Origin of the sequence: Bacillus spizizenii TU-B-10 (assembly GCF_000227465.1) — a bacterium.
Taxonomy (GTDB): domain Bacteria; phylum Bacillota; class Bacilli; order Bacillales; family Bacillaceae; genus Bacillus; species Bacillus spizizenii.
This window is the reverse complement of the sequence record NC_016047.1, coordinates 1,283,628-1,298,599: the sequence shown is the minus strand read 5'-3', so window position 1 is coordinate 1,298,599 and position 14,972 is coordinate 1,283,628. Positions and strand designations below refer to the sequence as shown.

The 14,972-nt window shown below is 46.5% G+C and carries 15 protein-coding genes, 1 pseudogene and 1 riboswitch; of the genes and pseudogenes, 11 read left to right on the top strand and 5 right to left on the bottom strand.

From position 1 onward, the window contains the following. Nucleotides 1-128 precede the first annotated feature (128 nt). Nucleotides 129-980, top strand: coding sequence for a DegV family protein (locus GYO_RS28375; protein ID WP_014113341.1), 852 nt, complete (start codon nucleotides 129-131; stop codon nucleotides 978-980). 41 nt (nucleotides 981-1,021) lie between these two features. Here the strand turns inward: GYO_RS28375 and GYO_RS28370 are convergent, their stop codons facing one another. Both GYO_RS28370 and GYO_RS28365 read right to left on the bottom strand, forming a co-directional pair. Then, a complete protein-coding gene (locus GYO_RS28370; RefSeq protein ID WP_014113340.1) occupies nucleotides 1,022-1,312 on the bottom strand; it encodes a DUF3784 domain-containing protein in 291 nt (96 codons plus the stop codon). A 112-nt stretch (nucleotides 1,313-1,424) separates the two neighbouring features. Further along, nucleotides 1,425-2,322 (bottom strand): annotated as a pseudogene (locus GYO_RS28365) (CvfB family protein). 98 nt (nucleotides 2,323-2,420) lie between these two features. Between GYO_RS28365 and GYO_RS28360 the strand changes: the two are divergent. The 7 genes from GYO_RS28360 to GYO_RS28330 all read left to right on the top strand — a co-directional run bounded on the left by GYO_RS28360 (nucleotide 2,421) and on the right by GYO_RS28330 (nucleotide 9,698). Then, entirely contained in the window at nucleotides 2,421-2,912 is a 492-nt protein-coding gene (locus GYO_RS28360) for a YajQ family cyclic di-GMP-binding protein (RefSeq protein ID WP_014113338.1), read from the top strand. A gap of 107 nt (nucleotides 2,913-3,019) precedes the next feature. Then, nucleotides 3,020-3,137, top strand: a riboswitch (SAM riboswitch). 90 nt (nucleotides 3,138-3,227) lie between these two features. Next, nucleotides 3,228-5,066 (top strand): bifunctional homocysteine S-methyltransferase/methylenetetrahydrofolate reductase, encoded by a 1,839-nt coding sequence (locus GYO_RS28355; protein WP_041520916.1) that lies wholly within the window; start codon nucleotides 3,228-3,230, stop codon nucleotides 5,064-5,066. 90 nt (nucleotides 5,067-5,156) lie between these two features. Beyond that, the gene (locus tag GYO_RS28350) at nucleotides 5,157-5,606 is read left to right on the top strand and encodes a GNAT family N-acetyltransferase (RefSeq protein WP_014113337.1); all 450 of its coding nucleotides are present in this window, start codon (nucleotides 5,157-5,159) and stop codon (nucleotides 5,604-5,606) included. 5 nt (nucleotides 5,607-5,611) lie between these two features. Then, nucleotides 5,612-6,469 carry a GNAT family N-acetyltransferase gene (locus tag GYO_RS28345; RefSeq protein WP_014113336.1) on the top strand — a complete coding sequence of 286 codons (858 nt, stop codon included), beginning with the start codon at nucleotides 5,612-5,614 and terminating at the stop codon, nucleotides 6,467-6,469. Between the two features lie 111 nt (nucleotides 6,470-6,580). Beyond that, on the top strand, nucleotides 6,581-7,849 hold the full coding sequence (locus GYO_RS28340; RefSeq protein WP_014113335.1) for an MFS transporter: 1,269 nt from the start codon (nucleotides 6,581-6,583) through the stop codon (nucleotides 7,847-7,849). 8 nt (nucleotides 7,850-7,857) lie between these two features. Then, nucleotides 7,858-8,973, top strand: coding sequence for a mandelate racemase/muconate lactonizing enzyme family protein (locus GYO_RS28335; protein ID WP_014113334.1), 1,116 nt, complete (start codon nucleotides 7,858-7,860; stop codon nucleotides 8,971-8,973). 95 nt (nucleotides 8,974-9,068) lie between these two features. Further along, the gene (locus tag GYO_RS28330) at nucleotides 9,069-9,698 is read left to right on the top strand and encodes a YitT family protein (protein ID WP_041521155.1); all 630 of its coding nucleotides are present in this window, start codon (nucleotides 9,069-9,071) and stop codon (nucleotides 9,696-9,698) included. Between the two features lie 44 nt (nucleotides 9,699-9,742). Here the strand turns inward: GYO_RS28330 and GYO_RS28325 are convergent, their stop codons facing one another. Both GYO_RS28325 and GYO_RS28320 read right to left on the bottom strand, forming a co-directional pair. After that, nucleotides 9,743-10,501: a phosphosulfolactate synthase gene (locus GYO_RS28325; protein WP_003224492.1), complete on the bottom strand. Its 759-nt coding sequence runs from the start codon at nucleotides 10,499-10,501 to the stop codon at nucleotides 9,743-9,745. Beyond that, entirely contained in the window at nucleotides 10,498-11,184 is a 687-nt protein-coding gene (locus GYO_RS28320; RefSeq protein ID WP_014113332.1) for a 2-phosphosulfolactate phosphatase, read from the bottom strand. The genes GYO_RS28325 and GYO_RS28320 overlap by 4 nt, the downstream gene beginning before the upstream one ends. A gap of 187 nt (nucleotides 11,185-11,371) precedes the next feature. Between GYO_RS28320 and GYO_RS28315 the strand changes: the two genes are divergently transcribed. The 3 genes from GYO_RS28315 (at nucleotide 11,372) to cysC (ending at nucleotide 13,964) form a co-directional block, all read left to right on the top strand. Further along, nucleotides 11,372-12,085 carry a phosphoadenylyl-sulfate reductase gene (locus GYO_RS28315; RefSeq protein WP_080010065.1) on the top strand — a complete coding sequence of 238 codons (714 nt, stop codon included), beginning with the start codon at nucleotides 11,372-11,374 and terminating at the stop codon, nucleotides 12,083-12,085. Nucleotides 12,086-12,198: 113 nt separating this feature from the next. After that, nucleotides 12,199-13,368, top strand: coding sequence for a sulfate adenylyltransferase (gene sat, locus GYO_RS28310; protein ID WP_014113330.1), 1,170 nt, complete (start codon nucleotides 12,199-12,201; stop codon nucleotides 13,366-13,368). Beyond that, a complete protein-coding gene (cysC, locus tag GYO_RS28305; protein WP_014113329.1) occupies nucleotides 13,365-13,964 on the top strand; it encodes an adenylyl-sulfate kinase in 600 nt (199 codons plus the stop codon). Before sat ends, cysC begins: the two co-directional genes overlap by 4 nt. Nucleotides 13,965-13,990: 26 nt before the next feature. Here cysC and GYO_RS28300 read toward each other — a convergent pair whose 3' ends face one another. Further along, nucleotides 13,991-14,797, bottom strand: a complete 807-nt coding sequence (locus GYO_RS28300) for an alpha/beta fold hydrolase (protein WP_014113328.1) — start codon at nucleotides 14,795-14,797, stop codon at nucleotides 13,991-13,993. Nucleotides 14,798-14,972: the final 175 nt, after the last annotated feature.

The window sequence follows — 14,972 nt, the reverse complement described above, 5'->3', positions numbered from 1 at the left end:
CCTCCGCTCTTTCTTCTTATTATGTTTTCCCTTAAAACAAATATTTGAACACGATTTTGGCAAATTAATATGATATAGTTGGCTTAACTCTTATGATAACGAGCGATAACGGAAAGAAGGGAAGCAATATGACAGTTCATCTCATCGCTGACAGCGCCGCTGATTTGCCTCGTTCTTATTTTGAAGAAAACGGCATTGGCTTTATTCCGCTCAGAGTCTCTCTCAGCGATAAAGAATTCGAAGATGCAGTCACGATTGATGCGGATCAAATATTTGAAGCGATGCAAAATGGAGAAACGCCTAAGACGTCCCAAGCCTCACCGCAAACGATTAAAAATGTGTTTTTGCAATATGCCGAAACAGGTGATCCCGCTCTTTACATTGCCTTTTCCTCAGGCCTCTCCGGCACGTATCAGACAGCTGTGATGATGGCCAATGAAGTGAAGGAGGAATTCCCCGATTTCGATTTACGGGTCATTGATTCCAAATGTGCTTCATTAGGATACGGCCTGGCTGTCCGGCATGCTGCCGATCTCTGTATCAACGGGAATACAATACAAGAAATTGAAACGTCTGTAAAGAACTTTTGCGAACAGCTTGAGCACATTTTTACCGTTGATGACCTCACATATCTTGCAAGAGGCGGCCGCATCTCCAAAACATCCGCTTTTGTCGGCGGCCTGCTGAATATTAAGCCGCTGCTTCAGATGGAGGACGGCAAGCTTGTGCCTCTGGAAAAAATTCGCGGACAGAAAAAACTTTTCAAACGGATCATCGAACTGATGAAAGAACGCGGTGGTGATTGGGGCAATCAAACCGTGGGGATCAGCTACGCTGCGAACGAAGAAAAAGCCATTGACATGAAAAATTTGATTGAAGATACGTTCAAGCCGAAAGAGATCATCATGCATTCAATCGGTTCTACAATCGGCTCACACGCCGGTCCCGGCACATTGGCGATTTTCTTTTTGAAAAAGTGAGCAAACAAAAACCTCCAGATATTTGATATATGCTGGAGGTTTTATATTAATTTTTTATTTACATAAATGATGACTCCAGCTCCATATGCCAAAATCATTGGCGGAATCAACTGATCTTGTCCCTGAAATGAAATAAAACCGTTTAAAAGAATAAATATCCCTGAATTCAGAAAAAAGTATCCCGCAATACTAGCCAGGCGGTCTTTGTCACGTATCCGAGACTCACGGAAACCGGACAATATCCATGTTTGCTTTTTTATTCCTGCCATATAAGCAATCCAAAAGAAAAGCATCGCAATCAAGATCAATAAAAAATCGATGCGAATTTCCACGAACTCTCCCCCTGTCTTTTAACTGACAAAACACTCTGTCTCCCCTAATGATACGTAACAAAATTTTATTTGTGAAGTTCTTATATAAAAAATAGAAGGCCTGTGCGGCCTTCTATTTTTTCTCGTATGTCCATCCGTCTTCCTGATACACTTTTCCGTTTTTCATCAAATGGCCGAGCGCGCGTTTAAAGGCGGCTTTGCTCATATTAAAACGTTCTCTGATATCGTCAGGCTGGCTTTTGTCGCCATACGGCATAGCGCCGTTTCTTGTTCTCATATACGTCAGAATGTACTCGGCATCTACAGACAATGCATCCTGTTTTCTCGGAAGCAGCGACATGTTGACTGAACCGTCTTCTTTTACTTGAATCACCCGTCCCGTGATTCTTGAGCCGAGTCTTGGCTCCTCTTTTCTTTCTGACGGATGGATAAAACCGCGGATACCGTCGTCTGTGATGATGAATGAACCCGTTGCGATTAATCTGTACACCGTACCTGTCAGCTCTTTATTCATCAGATCTTCTGAAGCGTCGGTAAACAGTTCGCTGATGATATCTTCAGGCGCTGGTTTCGCAAACATGCGCCCCCGGTTCGTCACTTTCAGCATACAGTAGAGCTTATCCCCTTTTTGCGGCCAGACATCCTCGTATGGCGGCAAATGCTCAGTTGCAACAAGCGCATCCTTAGATAAGCCGACATCAACGAAAACGCCCATATCTTCCACTTTATCCACCACTTCGACCCAGCCGTACTCATCAGCGCTGACGACCGGAATTTTCATCGTGGCCGCAAGTCTTTCCTGCTGGTCCACGTATATAAAGACCTCTACCTCATCTCTGTCTTCGATATCCTCAGTTATTTCACTGTTATGTAAGAGAATCGTATCTTCTCCGTCGGTTAAAAAGTAACCGAAGTCAGTTTGGTGATCTATACTCAAGGTTAATTGCTGCCCTGGTCTCATGCTATCGTCCTTCCTGTTCCGCTTATTTTTCTGCGGATTCTGTTAACATTTTTTCCAATCATCACAAATTGATTCTTTGTTCTGTTGGAAGTTTCTCTTTATTCTACTATAATCAACACATAAGTTAAATGTTATGGAGGTTTTCATATGGCAAAAGAAAGTTCATTTGATATTGTATCAAAGGTGGAATTGCCCGAAGTGCAAAATGCGATTCAAATCGCACTGAAAGAAATCAGCACACGCTATGACTTTAAAGGAAGCAAAAGCGACATTTCTTTAGATAAAGAGGAGCTTGTCCTCGTTTCTGATGACGAATTTAAATTAAGCCAGCTGAAAGATGTACTGGTCAGTAAATTAATTAAACGAAACGTGCCGACAAAAAACATTGATTACGGCAAGGTTGAAAGCGCGTCAGGCGGAACAGTGCGCCAGCGTGCAAAACTTGTTCAAGGCATTGACAAGGACAACGCCAAAAAAATCAATACCATCATCAAAAACTCCGGACTGAAAATAAAGTCTCAAGTGCAGGATGATCAAGTGCGCGTCACCGGAAAAAACAAGGATGACCTGCAGCAGATTATCACAGCAGTGCGGGGCGCGGATCTGCCAATTGACGTTCAATTTATAAATTTCAGATAAATTTTCTGAATCCTATTGATTATTGTCTTTATTTTCGGTAAATTTGGAGAAAGAGAAAATGCCAGGCATCTTTAGGGCACTTCCTGAACACGAAAATTTTATATCCGTTCTTATCAAGAGAAGCAGAGGGACTGGCCCGACGAAGCTTCAGCAACCGGTGTAATGGCGATCAGCCATGACCAAGGTGCTAAATCCAGCAAGCTCGAACAGCTTGGAAGATAAGAAGAGACAAAATCACTGACAAAGTCTTCTTCTTAAGAGGACTTTTTTTATTTCTCTTTTTTCCTTGCTGAATGTGAATAAAGGAGGCAAACAATGGGACTTTTAGAAGATTTGCAAAAACAGGTGTTAATTGGCGACGGCGCCATGGGGACGCTCCTCTACTCCTATGGTATTGACAGGTGCTTTGAGGAGCTCAACATTTCAAAGCCGGAGGAAATTCAGCGCATACATAAAGCGTACGTTGAGGCTGGAGCCAACATCATTCAAACAAATACGTACGGGGCCAATTATATTAAATTATCCAGACACGGGCTTGAGGATGACATCAAAAAAATGAATCAGGAGGCGGTAAAAATCGCGCGGGCTTCAGCAGGCGATGCGTACGTGCTGGGGACGATGGGCGGCATCCGTACCTTTAATAAAAACGCGTACAGCCTTGACGAAATCAAACGCAGCTTTCGCGAGCAGCTGTACCTGCTGCTGCATGAAGAGCCAGATGGCTTGCTGTTAGAAACGTATTATGATTTGGAAGAAGCCCGTGAAGTGCTAAAAATCGCGCGCAAAGAGACTGGCCTTCCGATTATGCTGAATGTCTCCATGCATGAGCAAGGCGTACTGCAGGACGGAACACCGCTTTCTGAAGCATTGCGATCGATCGCGGATCTCGGAGCTGATATCGTCGGCATTAACTGCCGGCTCGGCCCTTATCACATGATTGAAGCGCTTAGCGAAGTGCCGATTTTTGATGACGTGTTCTTATCAGTTTATCCGAACAGCAGTCTTCCCTCGCTTGAAGAAGGCCGGCTCGTCTATGAAACAGACGACACGTATTTTCAAAACAGCGCGTCAGAATTCCGCAAGCAAGGCGCGCGGATTATCGGCGGTTGCTGCGGCACCACGCCGAATCACATCCAGGCGATGGCAGAAGCGGTTGGCGGGCTTGCTCCGATTACAGAAAAAGAAGTCAAAACCCGGGCGAAGGAATTCATTTCTGTTCAGCATGAGCGGACAGAACCCGGCCTGAATGAGATCGCAGCGGAAAAACGCTCCATTATCGTAGAGCTGGACCCGCCGAAAAAATTGAGTTTCGACAAATTTCTGTCCGCTGCTGCTGAATTAAAAGAAGCGGGAATCGACGCCCTGACCCTCGCTGACAATTCCCTGGCTACTCCGCGGATCAGCAATGTTGCCTGCGGCGCCCTTGTGAAGCAACAGCTCGATATGCGCTCTCTTGTCCATATTACATGCCGTGACCGAAATATTATCGGCTTGCAGTCACATTTAATGGGTCTGGATACGTTAGGGCTGAATGACGTGCTGGCCATTACTGGCGATCCTTCTAAAATCGGGGATTTTCCGGGTGCGACGTCTGTGTATGATTTAACATCCTTTGATTTAATCAGGCTGATCAAACAATTCAACGAAGGACTGTCCCTGTCTGGAAAACCGCTTGGCAAGAAAACGAATTTCTCAGTCGCCGCCGCATTTAATCCTAATGTCCGCCATCTGGATAAAGCGGTAAAACGGCTGGAGAAAAAAATAGATTGCGGCGCCGATTATTTTGTTTCACAGCCTGTCTATTCCGAGCAGCAGCTTGTCGATATCCATAACGAAACAAAGCATCTGAAGACACCGATCTATATCGGCATTATGCCACTCACAAGCAGCCGAAATGCTGAATTCATCCACAATGAAATTCCGGGCATTAAGCTATCTGACTCTATTCGCGAAAAAATGGCCCTCGCCGGCGAGGATAAAGAGAAACAAAAAGCGGAAGGCCTTGCGATTGCACGCTCCCTGTTGGATACGGCATGCGAGCTGTTTAACGGCATCTACTTGATTACGCCTTTTCTCAGATCTGACTTAACCGCCGAGCTCACTTCGTACATTCAGCAAAAAGATGAGCAGCGCCAAAATATCTATTTGCATTAATACCTTGAAGACTGCCTGAGCCAATCGGGCGGTCTTTTTCAACGTAATTCGTGTTACGATAAAGAAAATCAGTTTATGAGGAGGATCATCATGCTCGAAGTTAAAACCATTTCTGCGGAAGATACATACGACATCAGGCACCGCATCCTGCGTCCCCATCAATCCATCGAACAATGCAAATATGAACAGGATCATGCGGAAGGCGCCTTTCATCTCGGTGTGTTTTATGAAGGAACCCTGATCAGCATCGCTTCTTTTTCCCCTCAAAATCAGCCATTATTAACGGAATCCCCTGCATATCGGCTGAGAGGCATGGCGACGCTTGAAGGATATCGTGATCAAAAAGCCGGAAGCACGCTGATCAAATATGCGGAACAAAAACTGGCAGACAGAGGCGTACAGGCGGTCTGGTGCAATGCAAGACAACATGTCAAAGGCTACTACGCAAAGCTTGGCTGGGAGGAACTTGGCGAACCGTTTGAGATTCCCGGCATTGGCACTCATATTGTCATGTACAAAACATTCGGAACAAGCAGGTGACCCGTATGAAGGTAATGGATGAGCTGATTGAGCTTCATGAAGAACATACCTCCGGACTATTGCGGCTTTGCAGGCAAGCCGGGTGGCCGGATTATGGCGAACAAGAGCTGGCACTGCTTGTCCAACAGGGGCGTTTTTTCGGTTATCAAAATGTCCGGGGAGACATTATTTCCTGCATCGGCTTGTTTTTGTTTGGCCGTCTTGCCTCTATCGGACTCGTCATCGTAGACAAGGAATACAAACGGCTCGGTCTCGGGCGGCGGATGGTAAACGCGTGTATCAGTAAAACGGATGAAAGCACCGCCATCAGGCTTTGCGCCACAAAAGAAGGTTTGCCGCTTTATGAGAAAGCGGGTTTTCATACAGCGGGTTCAGTCCGAAAGTACAGCTGTCACAGTTTTCAACCGATTGAAAAGCAAGATCATCTTGATGCTAAACTGACAGCCTTTAGAAAACAAGACTTTCAAGAATTAGCCACGGCCGATCTGGCAGCCTTTGGCGGGGATCGATCAAATCTTCTGCAGCAGCTTATTTCCACTTCAGAGGAATGCGTCATCGCCAGAAACAATGAGGGACAGCTGATTGGCTACGGCCTATCTGTACAGACACCTGCCAATTTGAAATTCGGCCCCATCATTGCCCCATCATCAGACGTGGCTGCACAATTCATCAACAGGCTGGCCGCCGGCAAACAAGGTCCGATGCGCATCGATATACCGGGTGAACACACATCTTTACATGACAGGCTAATAGAAATGGGATTTCAAGCGGACGAAGAGCCACCGCTTATGCTTTACCAGATAAAGATGCTTCCTGACCAAAATGGACACTTATATGCGTTGATTTCGCAGGCACTCGGTTAACCCTCCTTTTTCCCGAACAGGTATTTTCTGTTCGGTTTTTTGCTGTCTGAACGTTGAATAAACGAAGCCAGCAGGGACATTCTAAGCAGAAGAAAAGGAGTGTGCTCTGAGATGGAATCATCAAAACAAAATAACGGAATGACGATTGTTGCAATCGGTTCAATCCCTTTAATATTAACACTTGGAAACTCGATGCTTATTCCGATTTTGCCAAAAATGAAATCTGAACTTCATTTATCACAATTTCAAGTCAGTCTCGTGATCACAGTATTTTCCTTGATTGCGGCGTTTGCCATTCCGATTGTCGGTTATCTCGCTGACAGATTCTCAAGGAAAATCATCATTATCCCTTGCTTATTTTTGTATGGTGCCGGCGGCTTATTAGCCGGGTTTGCGGCAGGTTTTTTTGACAATGCATACCCTTGGGTCATGGCAGGACGGGCGCTTCAGGGAATCGGGGCAGCCGGGACAGGCCCGATTGCCATGGCACTGACGGGAGATCTGTTTAAAGGCGCCCAGGAAAGCAAGGTGCTCGGTCTCGTTGAAGCTTCAAACGGCATGGGGAAAGTGCTTTCGCCGATCATCGGCTCGCTTATCGCCCTTCTTGTCTGGTATGGCGCGTTTTTTGCCTTCCCGGTATTTTGTATCATTTCGATCGTGCTGACTTGGATTTTTATTAAAGAAAAGAAAAAGGAAAAAGAACCGCCCCCGATCGGAAAATATGCGAAAGGGCTGTTAAGTGTTTTTAAACATGAAGGCAGATGGCTGTTTACCGCTTATTTAGCCGGGGCGACCTGCCTGTTTACTTTATTCGGCATCCTGTTTTATCTATCAGATGTCTTGGAAAAAACATACGATACCGACGGCGTCAAAAAAGGCTTGATTTTGGCGATCCCGCTTTTGGTCATGTGTGTGACGTCTTATACAACCGGGAGCAAAATCGGCCAAAAGCAATCGTTAATGAAAAAGCTGATCGTACTCGGATTGGCGTTCATGACCGTGTCTTACGCGGCACTGTCATTCATTGAGAACCTTGTCCTTTTTATCAGTGTTCTCGTGCTGAGCAGTATCGGTTCAGGCCTTGTTCTTCCTTGTGTGAACAGCTTTATAACCGGAGCTGTCGGGAAAGAAAGACGTGGATTTGTGACTTCGCTCTACGGATCGGTTCGTTTCTTAGGGGTTGCCATCGGGCCTCCGATTTTCGGCCGCCTGATGGAATGGTCCAGACCCGGCATGTTTTTGAGCATTGCGGGATTGACGCTTGTTGTCGGCATTCTCGTGATTTTGCTGATCCATGTGAATCAAAACAAAGAAGAAACAAAAGAAAAAGAAGATCCTAAAATGGCTGGCAATCGGCTTCAGCCAGCTGAGGAAAGGTAGCATCCAATTTGAAAATCGAACGGGTTGAGACTTTTCCGCTTTTGCATCGATTAGAAGAGCCGTACGGCGACGCAAACGGGTTTAAACAATATCGAACTTGCTATCTCATCAGAATTGTCACAGAAAGCGGGATTGACGGCTGGGGAGAATGCGTTGATTGGCTCCCGGCTTTGCATATCGGTTTTACCAAACGGATCATTCCCTATCTTTTAGGAAAACAGGCCAGCAGCCGCCTGCCATTAGTGAGCACGATTCAAAAATGGCATCAGCGGGCGGCCTCCGCCGTGAGCATGGCGCTGACAGAAATTGCGGCCAAAGCTTTTGATTGCTCGGTTTGCGAACTATGGGGCGGGTGGTACAGAGAAGAGATCCCTGTATATGCCTCATTCCAATCGTATTCAGACCAGCCGCAATGGATCAGCCGTTCGGTTTCCAACGTTGAAGACCAGTTAAAAAAGGGCTTTAAGCAAATCAAAGTCAAAATCGGCGGGACTTCATTCGAGGAAGATGTCCGGCACATCAGTGCGCTGCAGCATACGGCCGGCAGCTCGATTACGTTGATTCTGGACGCAAACCAAAGCTACGATGCAGCAACAGCTATGAGTTGGGAACGCTATTTCTCAGCATGGACGAATATCGGCTGGTTCGAGGAGCCTTTGCCCTTTGATCAGCCGCAGGATTACGCTTTGCTGCGCAGCCGTTTATCGGTTCCTGTTGCCGGTGGAGAAAATATGAAAAGCGCGGCGAAATTTGCCCCCCTCCTCTCACAGCGCTGCTTGGATATCATTCAGCCCGATGTTATGCATGTCAACGGGATCGATGAGTTTCGGGACTGCCTCCAGCTCGCGCGTTATTTCGGCGTCAGAGCGTCCGCCCATGCATATGACGGATCACTTTCACGGCTCTATGCTTTATTTTCGCAAGCCTGTCTGCCTCCATGGTCTAAAATGGAAAAAGATCAAATTGAACCGATTGAGTGGGACGTCATGGAGAATCCTTTTACAGATCTCGTCAGCCTTCAGCCTTCAAAAGGAATGGTCCACATTCCGAAAGGAAAAGGCATTGGAACAGAGATCAATATGGAGATCATTCATCGCTACAAGTGGGATGGTTCAGCATATTAAGCTGGGCCATTTCTATATTTGCAGACATAAATGATGGACAGCCTCATAAAATGAAAACAGCGGACAAGTCTTTTCATAAAGGAGCAAATGACTTAATGGCTGAACTGCTGATGAAAGCAAAACTCACGTTTATGATTGTCGTAGGCGGCGTATTACAGGGACTCGGCATGTCCTTGTTTTTATTTCCCCATGATATTCCGACAGGCGGGGCAGCAGGTATTGCGGTGCTGCTGCATTATCTGTTTCAAATTCCTCATGGCTTTTCAGTGTGGGCAGTGAATGTTTCGATGCTTTTTACTGCTTTAAAATGGCTGGAGATGAGAACCTTCACCGGCACCCTCGCTTCGATTACCGTCACCTCTGTCTCGGTATTGATATTTGATGTCGTTTTTCCGGATATCACATCAAACCTGTGGCTTGATTTGGCCAGTGGCGCTGTGTTATTAGGACTCGGCATCGGACTTTTATACAAATACAAAATTTCGAACGGAGGATTCGGGGCTCTTGCTCTTATGATTTCGATCTACCGCGGCGGGAGTCCCGGAACGATCCTGCTCATCATGAATTGCATTATTTTTATGGTTACTGCGTCTATTATTGCCTGGGGCATCGTCATTCAAGCCCTGATATGCCAAGTCATATCGACAAGAGTCATCGACTTCATCTATAACATCCGTCTGACTTCACTCCCCTATCTCACGCCTATGTACCGCCATAAAAAATAATAGGCAGAGGCTCTCTTCATAGCGAGAGCCCCGCAGCCGCTGTTTTACAAATAAAAGGTATCGGATCTTAGCCCTAAGCGCAGTGTCTCTAACGCGATGGCATCATGAAAGGGGATATTGGCCAGATTCACATTCGGTCCAATCCTTTGAATAAACCCTTGCTGGAGCGTTTTGTTCGGCGCTTCAAAAATCAGCCTGGTGATATCAATATTTGAGGAAATGATGTCATCAACAATTTGAAACCTGACATCGCCGCTGCTGGAACAGATCCCTCCTGTCCCGCTTTCCCTGGCCTCCGTAATCACTTTTTCCGCGCCCGCTTCCATATCCTCAACGATATACTCAAGCCATTCCTCAGAGCTTTGCCGGCTTGATAATTCCGCATCCTTGCTGCCCACCTCGCTGAGCACAAGAAATTCATCAGAAAAATCGGCAATGTAAGCCGCTTTCTCTTTATTCGTCATCGGGAGCGTACCGTTTGAAATCTCAATATATTCACAGCCGAAGTAGGTGCAGTACCGATGAAATTCATTCACTTTTTTCTGGCTTACATATTTCTCAAACAATGTGCCGCCAAAGAAAAATTTAATGTCATGCTCTTTCAGCGAGCTGATTTTTTCTTCAAGATCTTTCGTAAGTAATGATGTGCCCCAGCCGAATTTCACAAAATCAATATAGTCGGACGCTCCGGCTATTACATCTTTGAAAAATTGCAAGGGGTAGCCGTTATCAATTAAAATGGTCTGCCCGGTTTCTCTCGGCTTGCTTGTTCTCACTGGCAATTCTAGTGAAAAATCATTCATATTATGACCCTCTCTATCGTTGGAACTTCTCTTTCTTGTTTCACTTTCATCACGAAATCGCCTGTCAGTTCTTTTGTACAGTATGATATGTCTTCCGGATCAAACAATGGCTGGCTGCGGTCAAAAAATTTCTCTGCAACAGAAGAGCGTTTTATTCTTTCAATTACCCCCGCAGCCGTAACCGCATTTGTCCCTTCAATGATGCCTTTGATATACTCCGCACACGCCATGTCGTCATCACCTGACGGGTGGGAAGCCACAATGTTCAAGACACAATCCTTTACGGCGAGTGTTTTCACATACTCTGCCGTTGTTTTGGCGTTGGAAAATCCAGTTACGAACAGGTGCTTAGCGTTCAGCGCCCCTAACGCCGCTGTGACGCCGTTTGTTGTTTTCTGGATCAAGCGCTTATCCGCCATATCCTGCATCGCCATGCGTTTTGGAGAATTATCTAAATCAAATCCGCTGATACCGACCCCCTTTTCCTCTCCCGTCAATACGTAATCCGGATAAGTGTCTTTCAGCGCAAAGGCTTCCTCTGCTGTTCCGACCAATAAAATCTCTTTCGCTCCGCCGATAAACGCATAATGGGCGACCGTAAAGGCTCTGATGACATCAATGACGATGTTAATATCCGCCGGGGCAAGCGAATGATGATGCCCCTGATAAATGGTAATCGGCATAATACCTCTCCTTGGGCATAAAACCATTTTGCTTAAAAGCATATTCAGCCGGCCTCTTAATGGTTCCGTTCCCCATTTTAGGCGGTGCCGCACCTAAAAACCCTGAACCTTTATGCAAAAAATGAATAGTCTGCCTATAACTCGATCAATAGATAAGAAACAGACAGATGCAAACGGGGGGAAAACGTTGAACAAACAAATCATCACATATGACACATGGAACGACACGCTGTCCAAACAGATAACGGATCAATTGATCGATGAGCTCGATGTGTTGAAATGGGCTTACCGAATATACGGGGAAAAGATTGTGTACGCGTGCAGCTTTGGCGCAGAAGGGATGGTGCTTCTTGACCTCATATCAAAAATCAACAACAACGCGCACATCATCTTTTTGGATACAGGGCTGCATTTTCAGGAAACATATGAGCTGATCGAGACCGTCAAAGAGCGATATCCGGGATTGACAATCCAGCTGCTCGAACCCGAGCTGAGCTTAAAAGAACAGGAGACGCAATACGGCGGAGAGCTGTGGAAGCATAACCCGAATCTATGCTGCCAATTGCGGAAAATCGAGCCGCTTAAAAAACACCTGTCCGGCATGACAGCTTGGATTTCAGGACTGCGCCGGGAGCAGTCGCCTACGAGAAAGCATATTCAATACGTGAATCTGGATCAGAAGTTTAAGGTCATTAAAATTTGCCCGCTCATCCACTGGACATGGGATGACGTTTGGACGTACATCCGCCTGCACAATTTGCCTTATAACAAACTGCACGATCAACATTACCCGAGCATAGGCTGTGAAATGTGTACATTGCCTTCCTCGGACCCGAACGATGAGAGGGCTGGAAGATGGGCCGGACGGGAGAAAACAGAATGCGGCCTGCATCAAGAATAATGTCCAGCATGCTCATGCTATGGGCATGAAATGATGTTGAGGCGCTGCTTTGAAGTTTTCAACCAGCGCAGAAAAGAAAAACAAAGGAAACGTAAAAATGGAGGTTGAACACGTTGAATGGAAGCGAGCCCCATGGAGGGGTGTTAATCAACCGCTGCGATCCCGCATGCCATTTTGAAGGGTGCACGTGCGAAGCGGAGCTGGATCAGCTTGCACTGAGCGACCTGGAGCTTATCGCGATCGGCGGCTACAGCCCGTTAACTGGTTTTTTGGGAGAAAAAGATTATCATACTGTTGTGAAAGAGATGAGGCTGGCAAACGGCTTGCCTTGGAGCCTGCCGATCACGCTGCCTGTCGGAGAAGAAACAGCAAACAAACTGTCTGCCGGAGATCGCGTCAAACTTGTGAAAGACGGCATCACCTACGGCATGATCACAGTTACTGATATATACCAGCCTGATAAAACACAAGAAGCACTGTCTGTTTTTAAAACAAACGACCCTGCCCACCCAGGCGTGAAAAAAATGCTGGCGCGTCCGGATTACTATATCGGAGGGCCTATCACGGTCAGCCGCCTTCCCGACAAATCCTTCGAACAGTTTTACGCAGCGCCCGCAGAAACAAGAGCAGCCTTTAAAAAGCTCGGCTGGAAAACGATTGTCGGTTTTCAAACCAGGAATCCTGTTCACAGAGCACATGAATATATTCAAAAAACAGCGTTAGAAACGGTCGACGGTCTGCTGCTTCACCCGCTTGTCGGAGAAACGAAGTCCGACGATATCCCGAGTGATATCAGAATGGAGAGCTACCAGGTTTTGCTTGAACACTATTATCCAAAGGATCGTGTCATGTTGTCGGTCTTCCCTGCCGCCATGCGGTATGCAGGTCCGCGGGAAGCGATTTTCCATGCGCTCGTCCGCAAAAATTACGGCTGCACCCATTTTATTGTAGGCCGTGATCACGCGGGGGTCGGCAGCTATTACGGAACGTACGACGCGCAAAATATTTTTCAATCATTCACAGAGGAGGAACTGGGCATCAAACCGCTGTTTTTCGAGCACAGCTTTTACTGCCGGAAATGCGGAAACATGGGCACCTCGAAAACATGTCCGCACAGCCAAAGAGACCACATCCACTTATCCGGCACAAAGGTGAGAGAGCTTCTCCGCCAAGGCAAAAAACCGCCTAAAGAATTCAGCCGGCCTGAGGTCGCAAACGTTCTGATCAAAGGTCTTCAGCAACAGCCCGTTGCCATCCAGCATAACAGCGGGGGATTGGGATGACACACAACCCAAACATCATTTGGCACCCCACTGCAATCACAAAGTCTGACAGACAGTCGTTAAACGGACACAAAAGCTGCGCCCTCTGGTTTACCGGGCTGTCCGGCTCAGGAAAATCGGTGCTGGCCAATGCCGTTGACGAAAAGCTTTACCGCATGGGGATTCAGAGTTATGTGCTCGACGGCGATAATATCCGTCACGGCTTAAACAAAGATCTTGGTTTTCAGACTGAAGACAGGATTGAAAACATCCGCCGAATCGGAGAAGTGGCGAAGCTGTTTGTCGACAGCGGGCAAATGATTTTAACGGCTTTTATTTCTCCATTCAGAGAGGACCGGGATATGGTCAGAGCGCTCTTTCCTGAAGAGGAATTCTTCGAAATTTATGTGAAGTGTCCGCTGCATGTCTGTGAACAGCGCGATCCGAAAGGACTTTATAAAAAAGCGCGAAACGGAGAAATCAAACATTTCACCGGGATCGATTCTCCGTATGAAGCGCCGCGTTCACCTGATTTCATCATTGAATCAGACCAGATATCTATTTCCGCCGGGGCTGATTTGATCATTACAGAACTGCAAAGCAAAGGAATCATATAAAAAACCCGATCAATATCGGGTTTTTTTTATAATTTGGCAAACTGCGCAATCAAACTGTTGATCTTCTCTTTTTCTTCATAAAAGGCTCCGTGCCCGCTATTTACAAACGGAACCAATTCCGACTGTTTGATGCCGCGCTTCAATTCTTTCGCAAAATCAAACGGCGCAATTTTATCCTTTCTCCCGTGCAGGATCAGTGCCGGAACCTTGATTAAGGCAAGATCCTTTCTGAGATCCTCGTCTCTTAATGCAAAGCCTGAGTGGATCGTCCCGTAGGAGGAAGCCTCCAGCATCAGATTGAGAAACCACTGCCTGAACTCTGGAGACACTTTTTTCTCAAAAAACTGTTTTCCTAAATCAGCCAGTGTTTTTGGCCGATCCGTTTCGAATTGTTCAATCATATCGTCAATATCCTGCTTCCTCATCCCGTACGGATAACCCGGGCGTTTTGTGAATGCGGGTGCCGCTGCAGACAATAAAATCAGCTTACCAATATCTGCTCCGTCATGCCTTGCCAAATAACGGATGGCAATTGCGCCGCCCATCGAAAAACCGGCAAGAACCGCGTTCTCAAGCTGCAGCGTATAAATGACTGCCTTCACATCATCGGCCATTGTATCATAATCGTACCCTTCCCACGGGCGGTCAGATTGCCCATATCCCCGTAAATCAATGCCGATAAAACGAAATCCTCTTTTCGGAAGCTCATTCATTTGATATTCAAACATCTTATGATTCAACGGCCACCCGTGCAAAAAGATGATCGGCCTACCATGCCCGATATCCTCTACAAACAGTGTCACATGCTCCTCGGTTTTGACGTAATGCCCCATTCCGCATTCCTCCTGTTCCCTTTTCTTTCCCGGCCTGTAAATGCCTTGACGCACAGGAAGCTTTCCATTTATGCTTACAAAACGAGCGGGCTGCTGTACCAAGAAAAGGCTCTTCACGATTTACTATATGTATCAACTTCCATAACGATCTATTAAATTGATCCCGGAGGCCTCT

Bases quoted from the DNA above. Each gene is read 5' to 3' on its own strand.
- GYO_RS28330 (WP_041521155.1), top strand. From the start codon at position 9,069: ATGGCTGAACTGCTGATGAAAGCAAAACTCACGTTTATGATTGTCGTA.
- GYO_RS28360 (WP_014113338.1), top strand. From the start codon at position 2,421: ATGGCAAAAGAAAGTTCATTTGATATTGTATCAAAGGTGGAATTGCCC.
- cysC (WP_014113329.1), top strand. From the start codon at position 13,365: ATGACACACAACCCAAACATCATTTGGCACCCCACTGCAATCACAAAG.
- GYO_RS28340 (WP_014113335.1), top strand. From the start codon at position 6,581: ATGGAATCATCAAAACAAAATAACGGAATGACGATTGTTGCAATCGGT.
- GYO_RS28345 (WP_014113336.1), top strand. From the start codon at position 5,612: ATGAAGGTAATGGATGAGCTGATTGAGCTTCATGAAGAACATACCTCC.
- GYO_RS28320 (WP_014113332.1), bottom strand. From the start codon at position 11,184: ATGCCGATTACCATTTATCAGGGGCATCATCATTCGCTTGCCCCGGCG.
- GYO_RS28300 (WP_014113328.1), bottom strand. From the start codon at position 14,797: ATGGGGCATTACGTCAAAACCGAGGAGCATGTGACACTGTTTGTAGAG.
- GYO_RS28350 (WP_014113337.1), top strand. From the start codon at position 5,157: ATGCTCGAAGTTAAAACCATTTCTGCGGAAGATACATACGACATCAGG.
- GYO_RS28375 (WP_014113341.1), top strand. From the start codon at position 129: ATGACAGTTCATCTCATCGCTGACAGCGCCGCTGATTTGCCTCGTTCT.
- GYO_RS28355 (WP_041520916.1), top strand. From the start codon at position 3,228: ATGGGACTTTTAGAAGATTTGCAAAAACAGGTGTTAATTGGCGACGGC.
- GYO_RS28325 (WP_003224492.1), bottom strand. From the start codon at position 10,501: ATGAATGATTTTTCACTAGAATTGCCAGTGAGAACAAGCAAGCCGAGA.